The sequence below is a fragment of the Arthrobacter sp. UNCCL28 genome, assembly GCF_900102805.1.
Classification (GTDB): domain Bacteria; phylum Actinomycetota; class Actinomycetes; order Actinomycetales; family Micrococcaceae; genus Arthrobacter; species Arthrobacter nicotinovorans_A.
Window position 1 is genome coordinate 564,844 of the sequence record NZ_FMWE01000002.1, and the last position, 15,420, is coordinate 580,263.

The 15,420-nt window shown below is 63.5% G+C and carries 15 protein-coding genes; 6 read left to right on the forward strand and 9 right to left on the reverse strand.

Annotated elements, in window-relative coordinates:
* Positions 1-34: 34 nt before the first annotated feature.
* Together BLQ01_RS07130 and BLQ01_RS07135 are read right to left on the reverse strand one after the other, a co-directional pair.
* Positions 35-1,429, reverse strand: a complete 1,395-nt coding sequence (locus BLQ01_RS07130) for a PhoH family protein (protein WP_091550807.1) — start codon at positions 1,427-1,429, stop codon at positions 35-37.
* A 237-nt stretch (positions 1,430-1,666) separates the two neighbouring features.
* Positions 1,667-2,473, reverse strand: a complete 807-nt coding sequence (locus BLQ01_RS07135) for an isoprenyl transferase (protein WP_051420836.1) — start codon at positions 2,471-2,473, stop codon at positions 1,667-1,669.
* 107 nt (positions 2,474-2,580) lie between these two features.
* Between BLQ01_RS07135 and BLQ01_RS07140 the strand changes: the two genes are divergently transcribed.
* Positions 2,581-3,222: a PAQR family membrane homeostasis protein TrhA gene (locus BLQ01_RS07140; RefSeq protein WP_091550809.1), complete on the forward strand. Its 642-nt coding sequence runs from the start codon at positions 2,581-2,583 to the stop codon at positions 3,220-3,222.
* Between the two features lie 195 nt (positions 3,223-3,417).
* On the opposite strand, the gene BLQ01_RS07145 is transcribed toward BLQ01_RS07140, so the two are convergent.
* Positions 3,418-3,738, reverse strand: a complete 321-nt coding sequence (locus BLQ01_RS07145) for a hypothetical protein (protein WP_091551153.1) — start codon at positions 3,736-3,738, stop codon at positions 3,418-3,420.
* 106 nt (positions 3,739-3,844) lie between these two features.
* Positions 3,845-4,750 carry a mycothiol conjugate amidase Mca gene (mca, locus tag BLQ01_RS07150; RefSeq protein WP_026547487.1) on the reverse strand — a complete coding sequence of 302 codons (906 nt, stop codon included), beginning with the start codon at positions 4,748-4,750 and terminating at the stop codon, positions 3,845-3,847.
* Between the two features lie 74 nt (positions 4,751-4,824).
* Here mca and BLQ01_RS07155 point away from each other — a divergent pair, with 74 nt between their 5' ends.
* Positions 4,825-5,283: a DUF4307 domain-containing protein gene (locus BLQ01_RS07155; protein WP_091550810.1), complete on the forward strand. Its 459-nt coding sequence runs from the start codon at positions 4,825-4,827 to the stop codon at positions 5,281-5,283.
* 151 nt (positions 5,284-5,434) lie between these two features.
* Positions 5,435-5,929 carry a transcription elongation factor GreA gene (gene greA, locus BLQ01_RS07160; RefSeq protein WP_026542824.1) on the forward strand — a complete coding sequence of 165 codons (495 nt, stop codon included), beginning with the start codon at positions 5,435-5,437 and terminating at the stop codon, positions 5,927-5,929.
* 141 nt (positions 5,930-6,070) lie between these two features.
* Here the strand turns inward: greA and BLQ01_RS07165 are convergent, their stop codons facing one another.
* From BLQ01_RS07165 to BLQ01_RS07180, 4 genes are all read right to left on the reverse strand, one after another.
* The gene (locus tag BLQ01_RS07165) at positions 6,071-6,688 is read right to left on the reverse strand and encodes a rhomboid family intramembrane serine protease (protein WP_026547488.1); all 618 of its coding nucleotides are present in this window, start codon (positions 6,686-6,688) and stop codon (positions 6,071-6,073) included.
* Between the two features lie 15 nt (positions 6,689-6,703).
* A complete protein-coding gene (gene ilvA / locus BLQ01_RS07170; RefSeq protein ID WP_026542826.1) occupies positions 6,704-7,942 on the reverse strand; it encodes a threonine ammonia-lyase in 1,239 nt (412 codons plus the stop codon).
* 3 nt (positions 7,943-7,945) lie between these two features.
* On the reverse strand, positions 7,946-9,226 hold the full coding sequence (locus BLQ01_RS07175; RefSeq protein ID WP_091550812.1) for an AI-2E family transporter: 1,281 nt from the start codon (positions 9,224-9,226) through the stop codon (positions 7,946-7,948).
* An 85-nt stretch (positions 9,227-9,311) separates the two neighbouring features.
* Positions 9,312-10,262 carry an aldose 1-epimerase family protein gene (locus tag BLQ01_RS07180; RefSeq protein ID WP_254779271.1) on the reverse strand — a complete coding sequence of 317 codons (951 nt, stop codon included), beginning with the start codon at positions 10,260-10,262 and terminating at the stop codon, positions 9,312-9,314.
* A 99-nt stretch (positions 10,263-10,361) separates the two neighbouring features.
* On the opposite strand from BLQ01_RS07180, the gene galT reads away from it, so the two are divergent.
* From galT to BLQ01_RS07195, 3 genes are all read left to right on the forward strand, one after another.
* Positions 10,362-11,513 (forward strand): galactose-1-phosphate uridylyltransferase, encoded by a 1,152-nt coding sequence (gene galT / locus BLQ01_RS07185; protein ID WP_091550816.1) that lies wholly within the window; start codon positions 10,362-10,364, stop codon positions 11,511-11,513.
* Positions 11,510-12,670: a galactokinase gene (galK, locus tag BLQ01_RS07190; RefSeq protein ID WP_091550818.1), complete on the forward strand. Its 1,161-nt coding sequence runs from the start codon at positions 11,510-11,512 to the stop codon at positions 12,668-12,670. Before galT ends, galK begins: the two co-directional genes overlap by 4 nt.
* Positions 12,671-12,732: 62 nt before the next feature.
* A complete protein-coding gene (locus BLQ01_RS07195; RefSeq protein ID WP_091551155.1) occupies positions 12,733-13,971 on the forward strand; it encodes an acetyl-CoA C-acetyltransferase in 1,239 nt (412 codons plus the stop codon).
* Between the two features lie 370 nt (positions 13,972-14,341).
* On the opposite strand, the gene BLQ01_RS07200 is transcribed toward BLQ01_RS07195, so the two are convergent.
* Complete coding sequence (locus BLQ01_RS07200) at positions 14,342-15,253, reverse strand: Bax inhibitor-1/YccA family protein (protein ID WP_091550820.1); 912 nt, start codon at positions 15,251-15,253, stop codon at positions 14,342-14,344.
* Positions 15,254-15,420: the final 167 nt, after the last annotated feature.

Genomic DNA, 15,420 nt, shown 5'->3' on the forward strand with positions numbered 1-15,420 from the left:
GGCCTTCGCCGAAGGCGGCACCGCGTCGATGGGGTTAGATTTCAGCCCCTTCGAGCAACTCCGTCACCAGCGCAGCAATCGGCGACCGTTCCGAACGGGTCAGCGTGATGTGACCGAACAAGGGGTGACCCTTGAGCGTCTCGACAACAGCGGCCACACCGTCATGGCGCCCAACCCGGAGGTTGTCGCGCTGGGCGACATCGTGGGTGAGGACGATCTTTGAGTTTTGTCCGATGCGGCTCATGACGGTGAGGAGGACGTTTTTCTCGAGGGATTGTGCTTCGTCGACGATGACGAAGGCGTCGTGCAGGGAACGCCCACGGATGTGGGTCAGGGGCAGGACTTCAAGCATGCCCCGATCCATGACTTCCTCGACCACTTCCTGGCTCACCAAGGCTCCCAGGGTGTCGAACACGGCCTGGGCCCAAGGATTCATTTTTTCGGACTCGGATCCGGGCAGGTAGCCAAGTTCCTGGCCGCCCACGGCGTACAGGGGCCGGAACACTACGACTTTGCGGTGCTCACGGCGCTCCAGGACAGCTTCCAGGCCGGCACAGAGGGCCAGCGCGGATTTGCCTGTGCCTGCACGTCCGCCGATGGAGACGATCCCCACGGCGGGGTCCATGAGCATGTCGATGGCCAGCCGCTGCTCGGCGGAACGTCCGTGGAGTCCAAAGACATCACGATCGCCTTTGACGAGGCGAACCTGCTTGTCCGCCCCGACCCTGCCCAGTGCGGATCCGCGGTTGGACAGAAGGACCAGGCCGGTATTGACCGGGAGTTCGGCGGCAGCTGGAATGAAAACCGGCTCGTGGCCATAGAGCGTGGTGATTTCGTCGTCGTTGGCCTCAACCTCGGCCATCCCGGTCCAGCCGGAGTCTTTGACGAGTTCGTTGCGGTACTCGTCGGCTTGGAGTCCCATGGCAGAGGCTTTGACACGCATGGGGAGGTCTTTGGACACCACGGTGACGTTGTGGCCCTCGTTCGCCAAATTCTTGGCTACGGCCAGGATGCGGCTGTCGTTGTCGCCTCCGCGGAAACCTGCGGGCAAGACGTCGGGGGAAATGTGGTTCATTTCCACCCGCAGCATTCCACCGTCCGCGCCGAGGGGGATGGATCGGTCCAGTCCTCCGTGTTCGATCCTCAGATCGTCCAGGAGCCGGAGTGCTTTGCGGGCGAAGTACCCGAGTTCTGGATCGTGGCGTTTTCCTTCGAGTTCGCTGATGACCACGATGGGGACGATGACTTCATGTTCAGCGAATCGCAGCAACGCGTGCGGATCGGACAACAGGACGGACGTATCGATGACGTAGCTGCGGCCTGTGGCGGATTTTTTGGTCCGCGCTGTTTGTGGGACGCGCTTGGCGCGAGAGGTAGCTGCACTTTCCCCGTCGGAAACCATTGCGGGCAGTTGCTCAGAAATAGCCACATCGACTCCAGCCCCGGGCAGTTCGCCCGGCCTAATGGTGAAGCGGCTCGGCCGGAAGGCCGGGCGTGGCCTCCCATGTAACTGGTGCGATGTTCCGCTCCATGTATTGGCCTCCCCGATCAGCGGGCGGTTTTGCCTGCTGATGTGATTAACGTAATCCCGGACACATTCATTTCCGCAACCCGCGCCCGGCAAGTCGCATGTCGGGGGCGTTAATTTTTGGTGAACCTGCCGCCTCTAGGTTCCGTAGCGGCGCTGACGTCCGGCATAGTCCCTAAGCGCCCGCAGGAAATCTACCTTGCGGAACGCGGGCCACAACGCCTCGCAGAAATAGAACTCGCTGTAAGCGCTTTGCCACATCAGGAAGCCGGAGAGCCGCTGCTCGCCGGAGGTGCGGATGACCAGGTCGGGGTCTGGCTGTCCCCGTGTGTAGAGGAAACGGGATATGTCGTCCACCGAAAGTTCATCTGCCACTTCCGTCATGGTCCGGCCTTTAGCAGCGGCGTCGTGCAGCAGTTCCCGGACGGCGTCGACGATTTCGCGGCGGCCGCCGTAGCCGACGGCGACGTTGACATGGATCTTCTCGTGGACCGGCGTGCGGGCTGTGAGTTTGTTGAGCCGTTCGGCGAGGTAGTCCGGCAGGAGTTCAGGAGCACCCATGGCGTGGACGGAGACGTCCTCGTCTTCGTCCAGGCGGTCCATGGTGTTGGCGATGATTCCCATGAGGAGGTCAAGTTCCTCACCGGAGCGGTTCATGTTGTCAGTGGAGAGCATGTACAGCGTCACTACTTTGACCCCGAGCTCCTGGCACCACCCGAGGAATTCGTGGATTTTGTCCGCACCGGCCTGGTGTCCCTGGCTGGTGGGTGCGTTGAACTGGCGCGCCCAGCGGCGGTTGCCATCCACCATGACACCAATGTGTCCCGGGATCTGGTCCTGCTTCAGGGATCTGAGGAGTTTGCGCTCATAGAAGCCATAAAGGAAACCGGGCAGCTCCACCGGACTCTCACCTGACTTCCTTGCTTGTACGACGACGACGCACATCCTAGGCTACCTTCCCCAGCTGGGCAGCCGGTGCAGCAGGCGGTCAAAAACAACCCCGCACTTGTTACCCTGCGGTAACTTACCGGAACGTAAGTTATTGTTTAACCATGGCTGAGCTCGTTGAAACCAAGCCCCTTTGGCGCGGCTGGATCCATGCTGTCGCGGCTCCTTTTGCCCTCGCTGCGGGCATTGTCCTGGTGTCGGTGGCACCCACGGCGGACCGCAAGATCACCTCCGCCATCTACGCGTTAACAGGCTTCCTGCTGTTCGGTGTCAGTGCGGTGTACCACCGGGGAAACTGGTCCCCCAAGGTCCGTATGGTCCTCAAACGGCTGGACCACACCAACATCATGCTGGTCATTGCCGGCAGTTACACTCCGCTGGCCTGGTCGTTGCTGGAACGCTCCGAGGCCGTCACCCTGTTGTGGCTCGTGTGGTCCGGCGCCATCGTGGGGGTGCTGTTCCGGGTTCTATGGACGCATGCTCCCCGATGGCTGTATGTTCCCGTCTACATCGCCTTGGGCTGCGGGGCGTTGTTCTACTTGCCGCAGTTCTTCAGCGCCAACGCGGCCGCGGCGATCCTGATCTGCGTGGGCGGCGCCCTGTACATCGCCGGCGCGGTGTTTTACGCCATCAAGAAGCCCAATTTCAGCCTCAAGCACTTCGGCTTCCACGAACTCTTCCACGCCTTCACCGTACTGGCCTTCGCTGCCCATTTCATCGCCATCATGATGGCTGTGCTGAGCTAGTTCGCGCTCTTTCAGATGCCCGAGGCCATCGCCGGCAAGCAAACGGGCATGTCAGCGGCTGCAGCGGCCTGAGGCACACCACTGAAGAACCCGCGACGGCGGGAACTTCGGCGCGGTGCTGAACCCACCGACGTCGGGTCTTCAGACGGGCGAGCCGCCTTCACCGCTCATTAGCACCGGTTGCAGCCAGGTAGCTCAGCGCGCCCCGGGCGCGGCATCGCCATTCTCATCTGCTGTGGGCGCCGCGGCGTTCCCTGTCGGCGCGGCGTTCCCTGTCTCCGCGTCGCTCCCTGACTCAGCGGCCAGCCGGGCTTCCTCCACCTGGGCCCGGTAACGGACGCGCCGGATGCGGCGGACCATGTCCACAATCAGGAACGTGGTCAGGATGACGATGAAGGCCGTGAGGACGAAGCCCCATGTACCGGGCGTCACCTGGTCCTCGGACAGGCCGGGCCGCAGCGTGCCCGAGGGGTTGGGCGACGGGGTAACGGTCAGGGCGAGAATCAAGTGCTGCACGTTCAAACCTTCTATGGGAGCTGATGCATTGCCGACGAGCGGCAGGTAGCCGGAAACTGGGTGGCCCGGCAGCAATTTCTACGGACGATAGAAACTGCCGGAGTTCTTATCTTATCCCTGCGAACAGGTCCTTCTCCGGCAGCTCGGATGGCACCGTGGACTTGACCAAGGTGTAGTCCTCCCATGGCCACGCCGTCCTCTGCAGATCCGGCGAAACTGCGAAGAAGAAGCCCAGGGGATCGATCTGGGTACGGTGGGCCCGGAGTGCGTCGTCGCGCGCTTCGAAGAAATCACCGCAATCAACCTGTGTGGTGGTCTGGTGTCCGGGAGGAACGGGCGTGTGGCCCTCGGCGTCGGCCTCCAACCACGCAGCAAGCCGTTCGGCGTACGGGGACTGCAGCCCCGCCTCTTCCAACGCGAAGTGCAGCGCACGGAATCGTTCAGGACTGAACGCCCGGTCGTAATAGAGCTTGGTCGGAGCCCACGGCTCTCCCATGCCCGGGTAGCGGTCCGGATCGCCGGCGGCATCGAAAGCTTCCACGGCGACCTTGTGCGCCATGATGTGGTCCGGGTGCGGGTATCCGCCGTTTTCGTCGTAGCTCAAGATCACGTGCGGTTTGAAACTGCGGACCAGCCGGACCAGGGGCGCCGTGGCGCGTTCGAGCGGCTGGAGCGCGAAGCAGCCCGGGGGCAGGGGCGGAAGCGGATCGCCCTCGGGCAGGCCCGAGTCTACAAAGCCGAGCCACCTTTGCTGGATTCCCAGGACAGCAGCTGCATTGGCCATCTCGAGCCGCCGGGCGCCGGCCATATCCCGTTTTGGATGGGGCGCATCTTCCATGGCCGGATTCTGGATGTCACCGCGCGAGCCATCAGTGCACGTAGCGACCATCACTTCCACTCCCGCAGCGGCGTACATTGCCATGGTCGCTGCGCCCTTGCTGGACTCATCATCCGGGTGGGCGTGGACGGCGAGCAGCCGCAGCTGCTGGTCGGAACTGCTGGACGCTGTCACGTGACGGCTCCTCTTTCGTGGATCAAGCTGTGTGGGCGGTGATGGGGCGCCGGGATCGGCACTAAACTGGACGGGTGACTTCAGAGGACCTATCGGCCACCCAAGTACCGGCAAGCACCAGCCTAGCCAATCGCTACGGCGGTCAAAAGCGCGCCATGACCCGCAAAACCAAGCGGAACATCATCATCGGCGCCCTGGTCATCGGGATTGGGTTCGCAGGCTACGTCGCAACCGGCTCCGCGCAGGCCCCGGTCACGTTCAAGGACATCGGCTACAGCACCGTGGACGGCACCCAGGCAGAGGTGGATTACCAGGTCACCAAATACCCTGGAGCCACCGCCAAATGCGCCATCAAGGCCTTGGATTCCAAGTTCGCCGTAGTGGGCTGGAAGGTTGTGGAGGTCGGTCCCAACGATCCCCAGGACGACCCCGACGGCGGCAGCACCACCGTCCAGCGCACGGTCCTGCGTACCGAGTCGCCGGCCGTCTCTGGAGTGGTGGACAACTGCTGGATCACCGACAGCGGGAAATAACGATCATGTGACCCATGACTCAACCGGTTTGGGTTCGTCCAAAGGATTTACTACAATGGATGAAACCTTCACCCCGTTAAGTTGGTTACTGAGTTCCAAAGTGGCCACCTCGGCGGGGTCTTTTGCATTGTCAGATCTAGAGGAGAAATCCGTGTCTACCACCAATAGCGCCACTGCGGCTTGGCTCACCCAGGAAGCTTTCGACCGCTTGCAGGCTGAGCTGGACCACCTTTCCGGCGCTGGCCGGGCGGAAATCGTCCAGAAGATCGAAGCTGCCCGCCAGGAAGGCGACCTGAAGGAAAACGGCGGCTACCACGCAGCCAAGGAAGAGCAGGGCAAGATCGAGGCCCGCATCCGCCAGCTCACCGCACTCCTGCGGGACGCCCAGGTGGGCGAGGCCCCTGCCGATGACGGAATCGTTGAGCCCGGCATGCTGGTTGTTGCCCGCATCGCCGGCGATGAAGAGACGTTCCTGCTGGGTTCCCGCGAGATCGCCGGGGATTCCGATCTGGATGTCTTCAGCGAGAAGTCGCCTTTGGGGGCGGCAATCATCGGCCACAAAGAAGGCGACAGCCTGAGCTACGTCGCCCCGAACGGCAAGGAAATTCCGGTGGAGATTGTCTCCGCCAAGCCTTACGTCGCTTAGGCTCCGGCCCACAAGCCCGAAATACACGACGCCGGCCCACCCCTTAGCGGGGCGGGCCGGCGTTTTTCGTGTGGTCACCCGACTGGGTCGCGGTCCAGCTCGTTCCCTGCGCAGGGAACGACCTGATCCGGGACCTACGGGTTAGAGATCCACGGCCTTGGATTTGGGTCGCAGCAGGACAGCAGCGATGATCCCGCCAACAGCACCGCCCAGATGCGCCTGCCAGGAGACGAAGCCCATCACGGTGGGCAGCACGCCGAAGAGAATGCTGCCGTAAGCCATGAACAGCACCACTGAAAGCAGGATTTGCCACCAGCTCCGATTGAAGAATCCGCGCACCAGCAGGAATGCGAAGAATCCGAACACCAGCCCGGACGCTCCGACGGTCACTCCCCCGCCTCCAATGAGCCACACTGCAAGGCCCGAGCCCAGCCAGCTGAAGGCCAGTGCCGTGATGAACACCCGGACCCCGGACAGGAAAACCAGGAACCCGAAGATGATCAGGGGCAGCGTGTTGGAGAGCAGGTGGTTGAAGTTCGCATGCAGGAGCGGGAACGTCAGGATGTCCAGCACACCGTCCATGGAGCGTGAACGCAAGCCAAAGGTGTAGTTCAGGCCGTGGCGCATCAGGGTGTTGACCATCTCGATGACATAGAGCAGGATCACGAATCCACCCATGACCAGAAGACCACTCTTCGCCCGGCCGGCCAGCGACTCCCGGTCTGCTTCCTTGGATCCTTCAGGCATTCCCAGCACCATGGGCGCTCCTTCCCGTCAGTGCACCACAATCGGCTGGAAGCCCTCGGCCCGCAGTGCGCCGAGAACCTGTTCGCCGTGTTCGTGGCCCTTGGTTTCCAGGTTGATGGTGATGGAGACGTCGCCCATGCTGATGGAACCGCCCAGGCGGGTGTGGTCCAGGCCTGTGACGTTGGCGTCGTTTTCGGCAATGATGCGGGCGATTGTGGCCAGGGAACCAGGGCGGTCGTCGAGCATCATGCGCACCGTCATGAATCGTCCTGCGGCTGACAGGCCACGCTGGATGACTTTGAGCATGAGCATGGGATCGATGTTGCCGCCCGAAAGCACGACGGCGGTGTTCCCCGGGTTTTCGATCTTGCCATCCATGAGTGCGGCCACTCCCACCGCACCGGCAGGCTCAACCACCATCTTGGCCCGCTCCAGGAGGAAGATCAGCGCCCGGGCCAGGGAGTCTTCGCTGACAGTGACAACGTCGTCCACCAACTCACGGATGATGCTGAAGGGCAACTGTCCCGGGCGGCCCACGGCGATGCCGTCAGCCATGGTGGTGACCTTTTTGAGCGGAACCAAGGCATCAGCGGCCAGTGACGGCGGGTAGGCGGCAGCATTCTCCGCCTGGACGCCGATCACGCGGATTTCACGTCCGAGCTCTTTGGCCCTGGCCTTGATGGCCACCGCCACGCCGGCCAGGAGTCCACCGCCGCCGACGCCCATGAGGATGGTGTCCACGTTGGGGATCTGGTCCAGGATTTCCAGCCCGATGGTTCCTTGGCCCGCAACGACGTCCACGTTGTCAAAGGGGTGCACGAACACTGCACCGGTCTCATTGGCGTAGCGCTGCGCTTCAGCCAGGGCTTCGTCAACGTTGTGACCATGCAGGACAACTTCTGCGCCGTGGCTGCGGGTGGCCGCCAGCTTGGGCAGTGCCACGCCGAGCGGCATGTAGATGCGGGCGTTGATTCCCAGGCTCTTTGCGGCCACCGCAACGCCTTGGGCGTGGTTGCCTGCCGAGGCTGCAACGACGCCGCGCTTCTTTTCGTCCTCGGTCAGCCGGGCCATGCGCACGTAGGCGCCGCGGACTTTAAACGAGCCTGCGCGCTGCAGGTTCTCGCACTTGAAAAAGACGTTGCCGCCCACGAGGCTGCCAAGGGCACGGGACGACTCCACCGGAGTCTTGGTAATAATGCCCTCGAGCAACTCCTGCGCCTTGAGGACATCGTCCAGCGTGACGGGCAGGGTTTCGAGGGTATTCACTGACTATTCTCCTTTGGTGGTGTCGGCGGCCGGGCCCTCAACAGAGGTGCTCCCTGCAGCCTTGTTCTTTCCTGCGATGCCTTTACCAAGGCGTGACTCGGGCTTGGGGAGGCGGACCTCCTTGAAGTTGGCGTCTCCATCCGTCCCCGCAGAAGCAGTTGCCGGCTGAAGCTCCGTGCCACCCAATCCTTCATCATGTTCCCACGTCCGGCCGGCAATGTATCGAACGGCCGTATTTACTACGGCGAGCAACGGGACCGCGAACAGTGCACCCGGGATGCCTGCCAGGTACGAGCCCGCAGCCACGGAAAGGATCACCGCCACCGGGTGCAGGGCCACAGCCTTGCCCATCACCAGTGGTTGCAGGATGTGGCTTTCGAGCTGCTGGACCAGCAACACAATGGCCAGCATGATCAGGGCATTGATGGGTCCATTGGCTACCAACGCCAGCAGGACGGCGATCGCTCCTGTCACCAGGGCGCCAACTACCGGGATGAAGGAGCCGATGAATACCAGGACAGCCAATGGAAGCGCCAGCGGGACCTGGATGATGGCCGCACCAACACCGATGCCGACAGCATCGACGAAGGCCACGAACATCTGGATGCGCACGTAGCTGACCATGGAGGTCCAACCGCGGCGCCCGGCACCGTCGGTGGCCCGGCGCGCGGACTTGGGCAGGAGCCGCACAAGGAAACCCCAGATCCGGCTGCCTTCGAGCAGGAAGAAAATCAGGATGAACAGTGCCAGGACCAGGCCTGCGGCAAAGTGCCCCGCCGTACTGCCAAAGGAGAGGGCGCCGCTGAGGATACTGCTGCTGTTGTTCTGGAGGGCATTCGCGCCGTCGGCAATGTATTGGTCAATCTGGTCCGCTGTCAGGTGGAGCGGGCCATCGGCCAGCCACGTCTGGATCTGCTGGATTCCAGCGAGTGCTTCCTGCCAGAGCTCGCCAAACCCGGACACCAGTTGCCTCCCCACCAGGGCCAGGGCTCCGGCGATGACGCCGATGAAACCCACCACTGTGATGGCCACTGCAGCCCCATTGGGCAGATTGCGGCTGCGGAGCCAGGCCACTACCGGATAGAGCAGCCCTGCCAGCAGGGCGGCCACCATGACCGGGATGATGAGGAAGCTGACCTTCCCGAGCAGCCACACCAGCGCGCCGATCATGAGGAGGATCAAACCTGCCCGCCACGACCACGCAGCAGCAATTCGCACCCCGTAAGGGATGTCTTCGGCAATTTGTCGGTCAGAGCGGGATTTGGCGTCCGGTGTTGGCGTCATGAACCCATAATTCCGTAGCCTACGCCGTATGGGAAACCGGCCCGCGCAGCAGGTACCAAACACAGTCGCAGGCGGGACAATCCGCCTAGAGCGATGCGCTGATCCCCCAGCCCATGGTGGAGGCCTCCCCCGGGTCCAGCCAGCGCAGTCCGTCACCGCTGTTGAAGGCGTTGGCCGGGCCTGTCATCGGCTCGATGGCCACGGCTTTGGAGCGGCCAGGGAAAGTGTCGGTGACGAAGACATGGACGTAGGGGCAGGTCTCGTCCTGTTCCAGGCTGACGCTGCGGCCATCCGGCGCGGTCAGCGTGTGGCGGGCAAGGCCGCCGTCGTACGTAAGGTCCGTCAAGGCGACATCAATCAACAGGTCTCCCACCGCGGTGCCACCGGAAAGATCATACTGGCCGTCTGCAGCGGCTGTGCTGCGGGGAATCAGCCGCTCATCGGCCACCAACCTGGTACGCGCGTTGACCGTCAGCACCAGGTCCTCGGGCGCGACGTCGCCCAGCCGCAGGTAGGGGTGCGCCCCCAACACAAAAGGCGCCCTGTCCTGGGAGTCGTTCACCAGGGTCTGTTGCACGCGGAGGTCCATGTTCTCGTCCAGCTCATAGCGGACCGTGTGCCGGACCAGGAAGGGGTAGCCGTGCTGCGGAAAGACGGTGGCTTGGAGTGTCACACTGAACTCGGACTCGTCCACCAAGGCGTAGGCGGCGTTTCGCAGCAACCCGTGGCTGGCGTTGTTGCGGGAGACCTCGGTGATGTCGAGCTGTTGCTTCTTCCCCTCGAGGTACCAGACACCGTCCTCCACCCGGTTGGCCCACGGCGCCAAGGTGATGCCTGTGGCGCCCGGAGGAATCTGGTCGTCGCCGTAGCTTTCCGTCAACTGGATGCCGTCGCGGGAGTAGAGGCGGAGCCCGGCAGCGAGTTCGGTGATGACGGCGAGCGCGGCACCCCGGCGAAGCTCGAATTGGCGACCCGTGGCGAAGCGGCGCGTTTCGGAAGGTCGGGCACTATCGGCAGGTGATGACGAGGCAGGCATGGCAATACCGTACTTCATCCGCGGCAGGGAAGCCGCTCACAGAATGTTAGCTTTTGTTAGAATCTATGCGTTTTTGGTCACTTGTGGAATAATGATCCTATGAGTCGCATCACCAGCACCCGCCTTTCGGACAGCCGCGAGCTGATCTACTTCGACGACCCCGGAACACCGGAACGAACACCGGAATCCTTGGTAGACCACCGCGGGCTTCCTGCGAGGGGAGAGCCCGGCGAGGTCCGGTATGACGCCTTGTCCGGCGACTGGGTGGCAGTTGCCGCCCATCGCCAGTCCCGCACCCACCTGCCACCGGCTGACCAATGCCCCATTTGCCCCACCACAGCGGCGAACCCGTCGGAGATACCTGCAGCGGACTACGACGTCGTAGTGTTCGAGAACCGTTTCCCCTCCCTGGGCCCGGCCCTGGGTGACATTCCCCCTCTCCCTGCCCCGGGTACCAGCGGGCATGGGATGACAGGTCCGGCGTTCGGCCGCTGCGAAGTAGTTGCTTTCACCCCGCAGCACACCGGCTCGTTCGCTGAGCTCGGCGAAACCCGCGCACGCACGGTGATTGAGGCCTGGGCCCAGCGGACCGAAGCCCTCAGCGCAATGCCAGGCATCAAGCAGGTGTTCCCGTTCGAGAACCGCGGCGCGGACATCGGAGTCACACTGCACCACCCCCACGGCCAGATCTACGCCTACCCGTACGTCACGCCGCGCGCCGCCCAGCTTGGTGCGGTGGCCCGGAAGTATTACGACGACGTCGACGCGAAGGAAACGCTGGCGGCCTCACTCCTGAAGGCCGAGCGCGAAGATGGCAGCCGCATGGTCCTGGAGGCCGAACACTTCAGCGCCTACGTTCCCTTCGCAGCGCGGTGGCCCCTGGAAATCCACCTGGTCCCCCACCGCAGTGTTCCCGACCTCGCAGCACTCACGGGCGCCGAACGCGACGAACTGTCGCACGTCTACCTCGACCTCCTCAAGCGCCTAGACTCGCTCTACCCCACCCCAATGCCGTATATCTCCGCTTGGCACCAGGCTCCACTTGACCCGGTCCTGCGTCCTGCCGGCCAGCTCCACCTGCAGCTGACCTCGCCCCGCCGTGCAGCCGATAAGCTCAAGTACCTGGCAGGCTCGGAGGCCGCCATGGGAGCGTTCATCAACGACACCACCCCCGAAGCCGTGGCTGGGCGCCTCCGCAGCGTCGCTGCGGCACCGGCTTCACCCAAGACCCTGGAAGGCACCCGCGCATGACCACCACCACCGACACCAGTGTCCTTGCTGCCCGCTTCCAGGAAACGTTCGGAGCAGTTCCGGACGGCGTATGGCAGGCACCCGGACGGGTCAACCTGATCGGCGAGCACACGGATTACAACGAGGGCTTTGTGCTGCCCTTCGCCATCGATAAGACCGCCAAAGTGGCGCTGCGTGTCCGCGAGGACTCAACAGTGCGGATGCTTTCCACCTTTGGCGGGCACGGACTGGTCGAAGCAGACCTCGCCGGGCTGGAGCCGGGCACCGGTGAGGGCTGGTCCCGCTACCCGCTCGGTGTTGCTTGGGCCTTGAAGGACCGCGGCATTGACGTCCCCGGCTTCGACCTTCTCCTGGATTCGGACGTCCCCTCGGGGGCAGGTCTGTCCTCTTCCCACGCCATTGAGTGCGCCGTCATCAGCGCCCTCAATGAGCTGACCGGCGCCGGGCTCGAAGCCGAAGACCTGGTCCTCGCCACGCAGCGTGCCGAGAACGTCTACGTTGGTGCGCCCACGGGAATCATGGACCAGTCCGCATCCCTGCGCGGAGCCAAGGGACACGCCGTCTTCCTGGACTGCCGCGATCAGCACGTGGACCTGGTCCCTTTCGACGCTGAAGCCTCCGGTCTTGTCCTCCTGGTCATCGACACCAAGGTTTCGCACTCACACGCCGACGGCGGTTACGCATCCCGCCGGGCGTCCTGCGAGTTGGGTGCCGAGATCCTCGGCGTGAAAGCACTGCGCGACGTCGGCGTGGAACGTTTGGAGGAAGCGTCCGGACTGCTGGATGAAACCACCCTCAAGCGCGCCCGCCACGTTGTTACCGAAAACGACCGCGTGCTGCAGACCGTGGAAGTTCTGGGAAAACAGGGACCCGCCAGCATTGGTGCCCTGCTGGATGCCAGCCACGTTTCCATGCGGGACGACTTCGAAATCTCCTGCCCGGAGCTGGATCTGGCTGTTGACGTCGCCCGCGCCCATGGCGCCATCGGTGCCCGCATGACCGGCGGCGGGTTCGGCGGCTCGGCCATAGCCCTGACTCCGGTGGGCCAGGAGCAACAGGTGCGCGACGCCGTCGTGCGTTCCTTCGCCGACGCCGGCTACACCGCACCGGACATTTTCACGGTGACTCCGGCAGCAGGTGCCCGTCGTTTGGCCTGACCTCCGGTGGCTTTGATGCAACCGCCCGGCGCCGTTACAGGCGCCGGGCGTAAGCTGTGGCCATGACTGAGGCTGTCATTGTTTCCACTGCCAGAAGCCCCATTGGCCGGGCTTTCAAAGGTTCCCTCAAGGATGAGCGCCCTGACGATCTTGCCACCGCCATGGTGCAGGCCGCCTTGGCCAAAATACCGGCGTTTGATCCGGGCAGCGAGGATGGGCGGGGCCTGGACGATCTCCTGCTGGGCTGCGCCGAACCCAGCGGCGAGGCCGGCTCCAACATGGCACGCGTGGTGGCCGTCCTGGCCGGAATGGACCGAGTACCGGCGGCCACAGTCAACCGATTCTGCGCCTCGAGCCTGCAAACCCTGCGGATGGCCTTCCACGCCATCAAAGCCGGGGAAGCCCAGGCAATCGTCTCCGCCGGAGTGGAGAGTGTTTCGCGCTACCAGAACTGGGCCGGCGCCGGCGAGACGGACACCGCCAACCACAACCCGCTCTTCGCCGCGGCGGCGCAACGCACCGCCTCCCGGGCGGCGTCCAACATCCCGTGGACAGATCCCCGCATGGGCGGACGCTTGCCGGACATCTACATCTCCATGGGCCAGACTGCCGAGAACGTTGCCACCACCTACGGCATCAGCAGGGCCGAGCAGGATGAATGGGGTGTCCTGAGCCAAAACCGCGCCGAGGCCGCCATCGCCTCAGGCTTCTACGCCCGGGAGATCACCCCTTACACCCGTAAGGACGGCACTCTAGTAGAGCGCGACGACTCTCCCCGGGCCGGAGTGAGCCTTGAAGGCGTATCCGCACTGCAGCCGGTGTTCCGCCCGGAAGGCACTGTCACCGCAGGCAACGCCTGCCCGCTCAACGACGGCGCGGCGGCGGTAGTGGTCATGAGCGACTCACTGGCCCATGAGCTGGGCCTCCAGCCGCTGGCCAGGGTGGTCTCCACCGGGGTGAGTGCACTGTCCCCCGAGCTCATGGGCATGGGCCCCGTCGAATCCACGAGGCGGGCTTTGGCACAGGCCGGGCTGACCATGGACGATATTGACCTCGTGGAGCTCAATGAGGCGTTTGCCGTTCAAGTGGTGGCCAGCGCACGGGAGTTGGGCATCGATCCCGCCAAGCTCAACGTCCATGGCGGGGCCATCGCCCTTGGACACCCGTTTGGCATGACCGGTGCGCGGATGACCACCACGTTGTTGAACGGATTGAAAGAGCGCGACGGAACCCTGGGGCTTGCCACCCTCTGTGTTGGTGGAGGGCAGGGAATGGCTGTGGTTTTTGAGCGCCTGAGTTAGTTTGCTGCGGGGTGCTCCTGCGCCGAGGGGTTAGCTCTCGGCACTATGAGCCCTCCCCCACACCCCCGAGGGGTTAGATCCCGGCACTACGAACCCTCCCCCACACTCCCGAGGGGTCAGGTCTCCGCACTATGAACCCTCCCCCACTCCCGAGGGGTTAGATCTCAGCACTATGAACCCTCCCCATACTGTCGAGGGGTTAGATCCCGGCACTATGAACCCTCCCCCACACTCCCGAGGGGTTAGATCCCGGCACTTTGAACCCCCGCATACTGCCGAGACGTCGCCCCTCGCGGACGCAAAAATGCCCCCGAAGACTCTTCGGGGGCATTTCCGCGTTGGCTTACTTTGCGGGGTGGGACTGCAGCAGCTAGTCGTCGCCTCGCAAGATGGCCAGGAGACGGATGATTTCCACATAGAGCCACACCAAGGTGACCGTCAGGCCGAATGCTGCAACCCAGGAGTAACGCTCCGGGGCGCCGGCGCGGACGCCTTGCTCAATGCTGGTGAAGTCCATGATGAGTGAGAAAGCTGCCAGGCCGATGGCCAGGATGCCGATGAAGACACCCAGCGGGATGCCCGCAATCGTCATGCTGGTGCGAAGGCCGAACGGTTCCTGCACGGCACCGGTCCACATCATGACCATGTTGATCAGCGCGAAGACGGCGTAACCGATGGTGGCAATCATGAAGAAGCGCACCATCTTGGGGGTGGCGCGGACCTTGCCGCTCTTGAAGAGCACCAAAGTGACGCCGAAGACTGCAAGAGTTCCGATAACGGCCTGGAGACCGACACCCGGGTACATGCCGTCGAGGATGCGGGTCAGGCCACCAAGGAACAGGCCCTCAAGGCCGGCGTAGGCAAGGATCAGGGCCGGCGAAGGCTGCTTCTTGAATGTGTTGACAAGTGCCAGGACGAGTCCGCCCAAGGCACCAACGATCATGAGCATGGTGGAGAGGGCGGGAGCTACGAAGAGCGTCACGCCGGCACCGATCACCAGGACCACAAGGCAAGCGACGGTCTTCATGATGACGTCGTCATAGGTCATGCGGCCGGTGTCGGCGGGGCCGGCAGCCGGCTGGTTGTACATCTGCTGCAGCTGCTCATTGGTCATGTTCTGCTGCTGTGCAGACCAAGCGGCCTGGCCGTCCATCACCTGGCTCGGTGCCCGGCCAGGCGCTTGGTTAAACTGCTGGCCGTACGGGTTCTGCGGTACAGGCGGGGCCTGCTTTGCTCCACGGAAATTCTTTCCGTTGAAGACTGGGTTTCCGCCAAGTGCCATTACGGGTGTCCTCCTGAAAAAGGGCTAAGTGATATGTCACGGTACCAAGTACCACGCGCGCGCGGCAGGGAAAGTTCCTTTGTTCACGCAGACGAAACGCAACCGTGACCCTAAAGCGGCAGGGTGGTGGTGGCCGGCACTTCGCCGACCGTTTAGAAACACCCGTG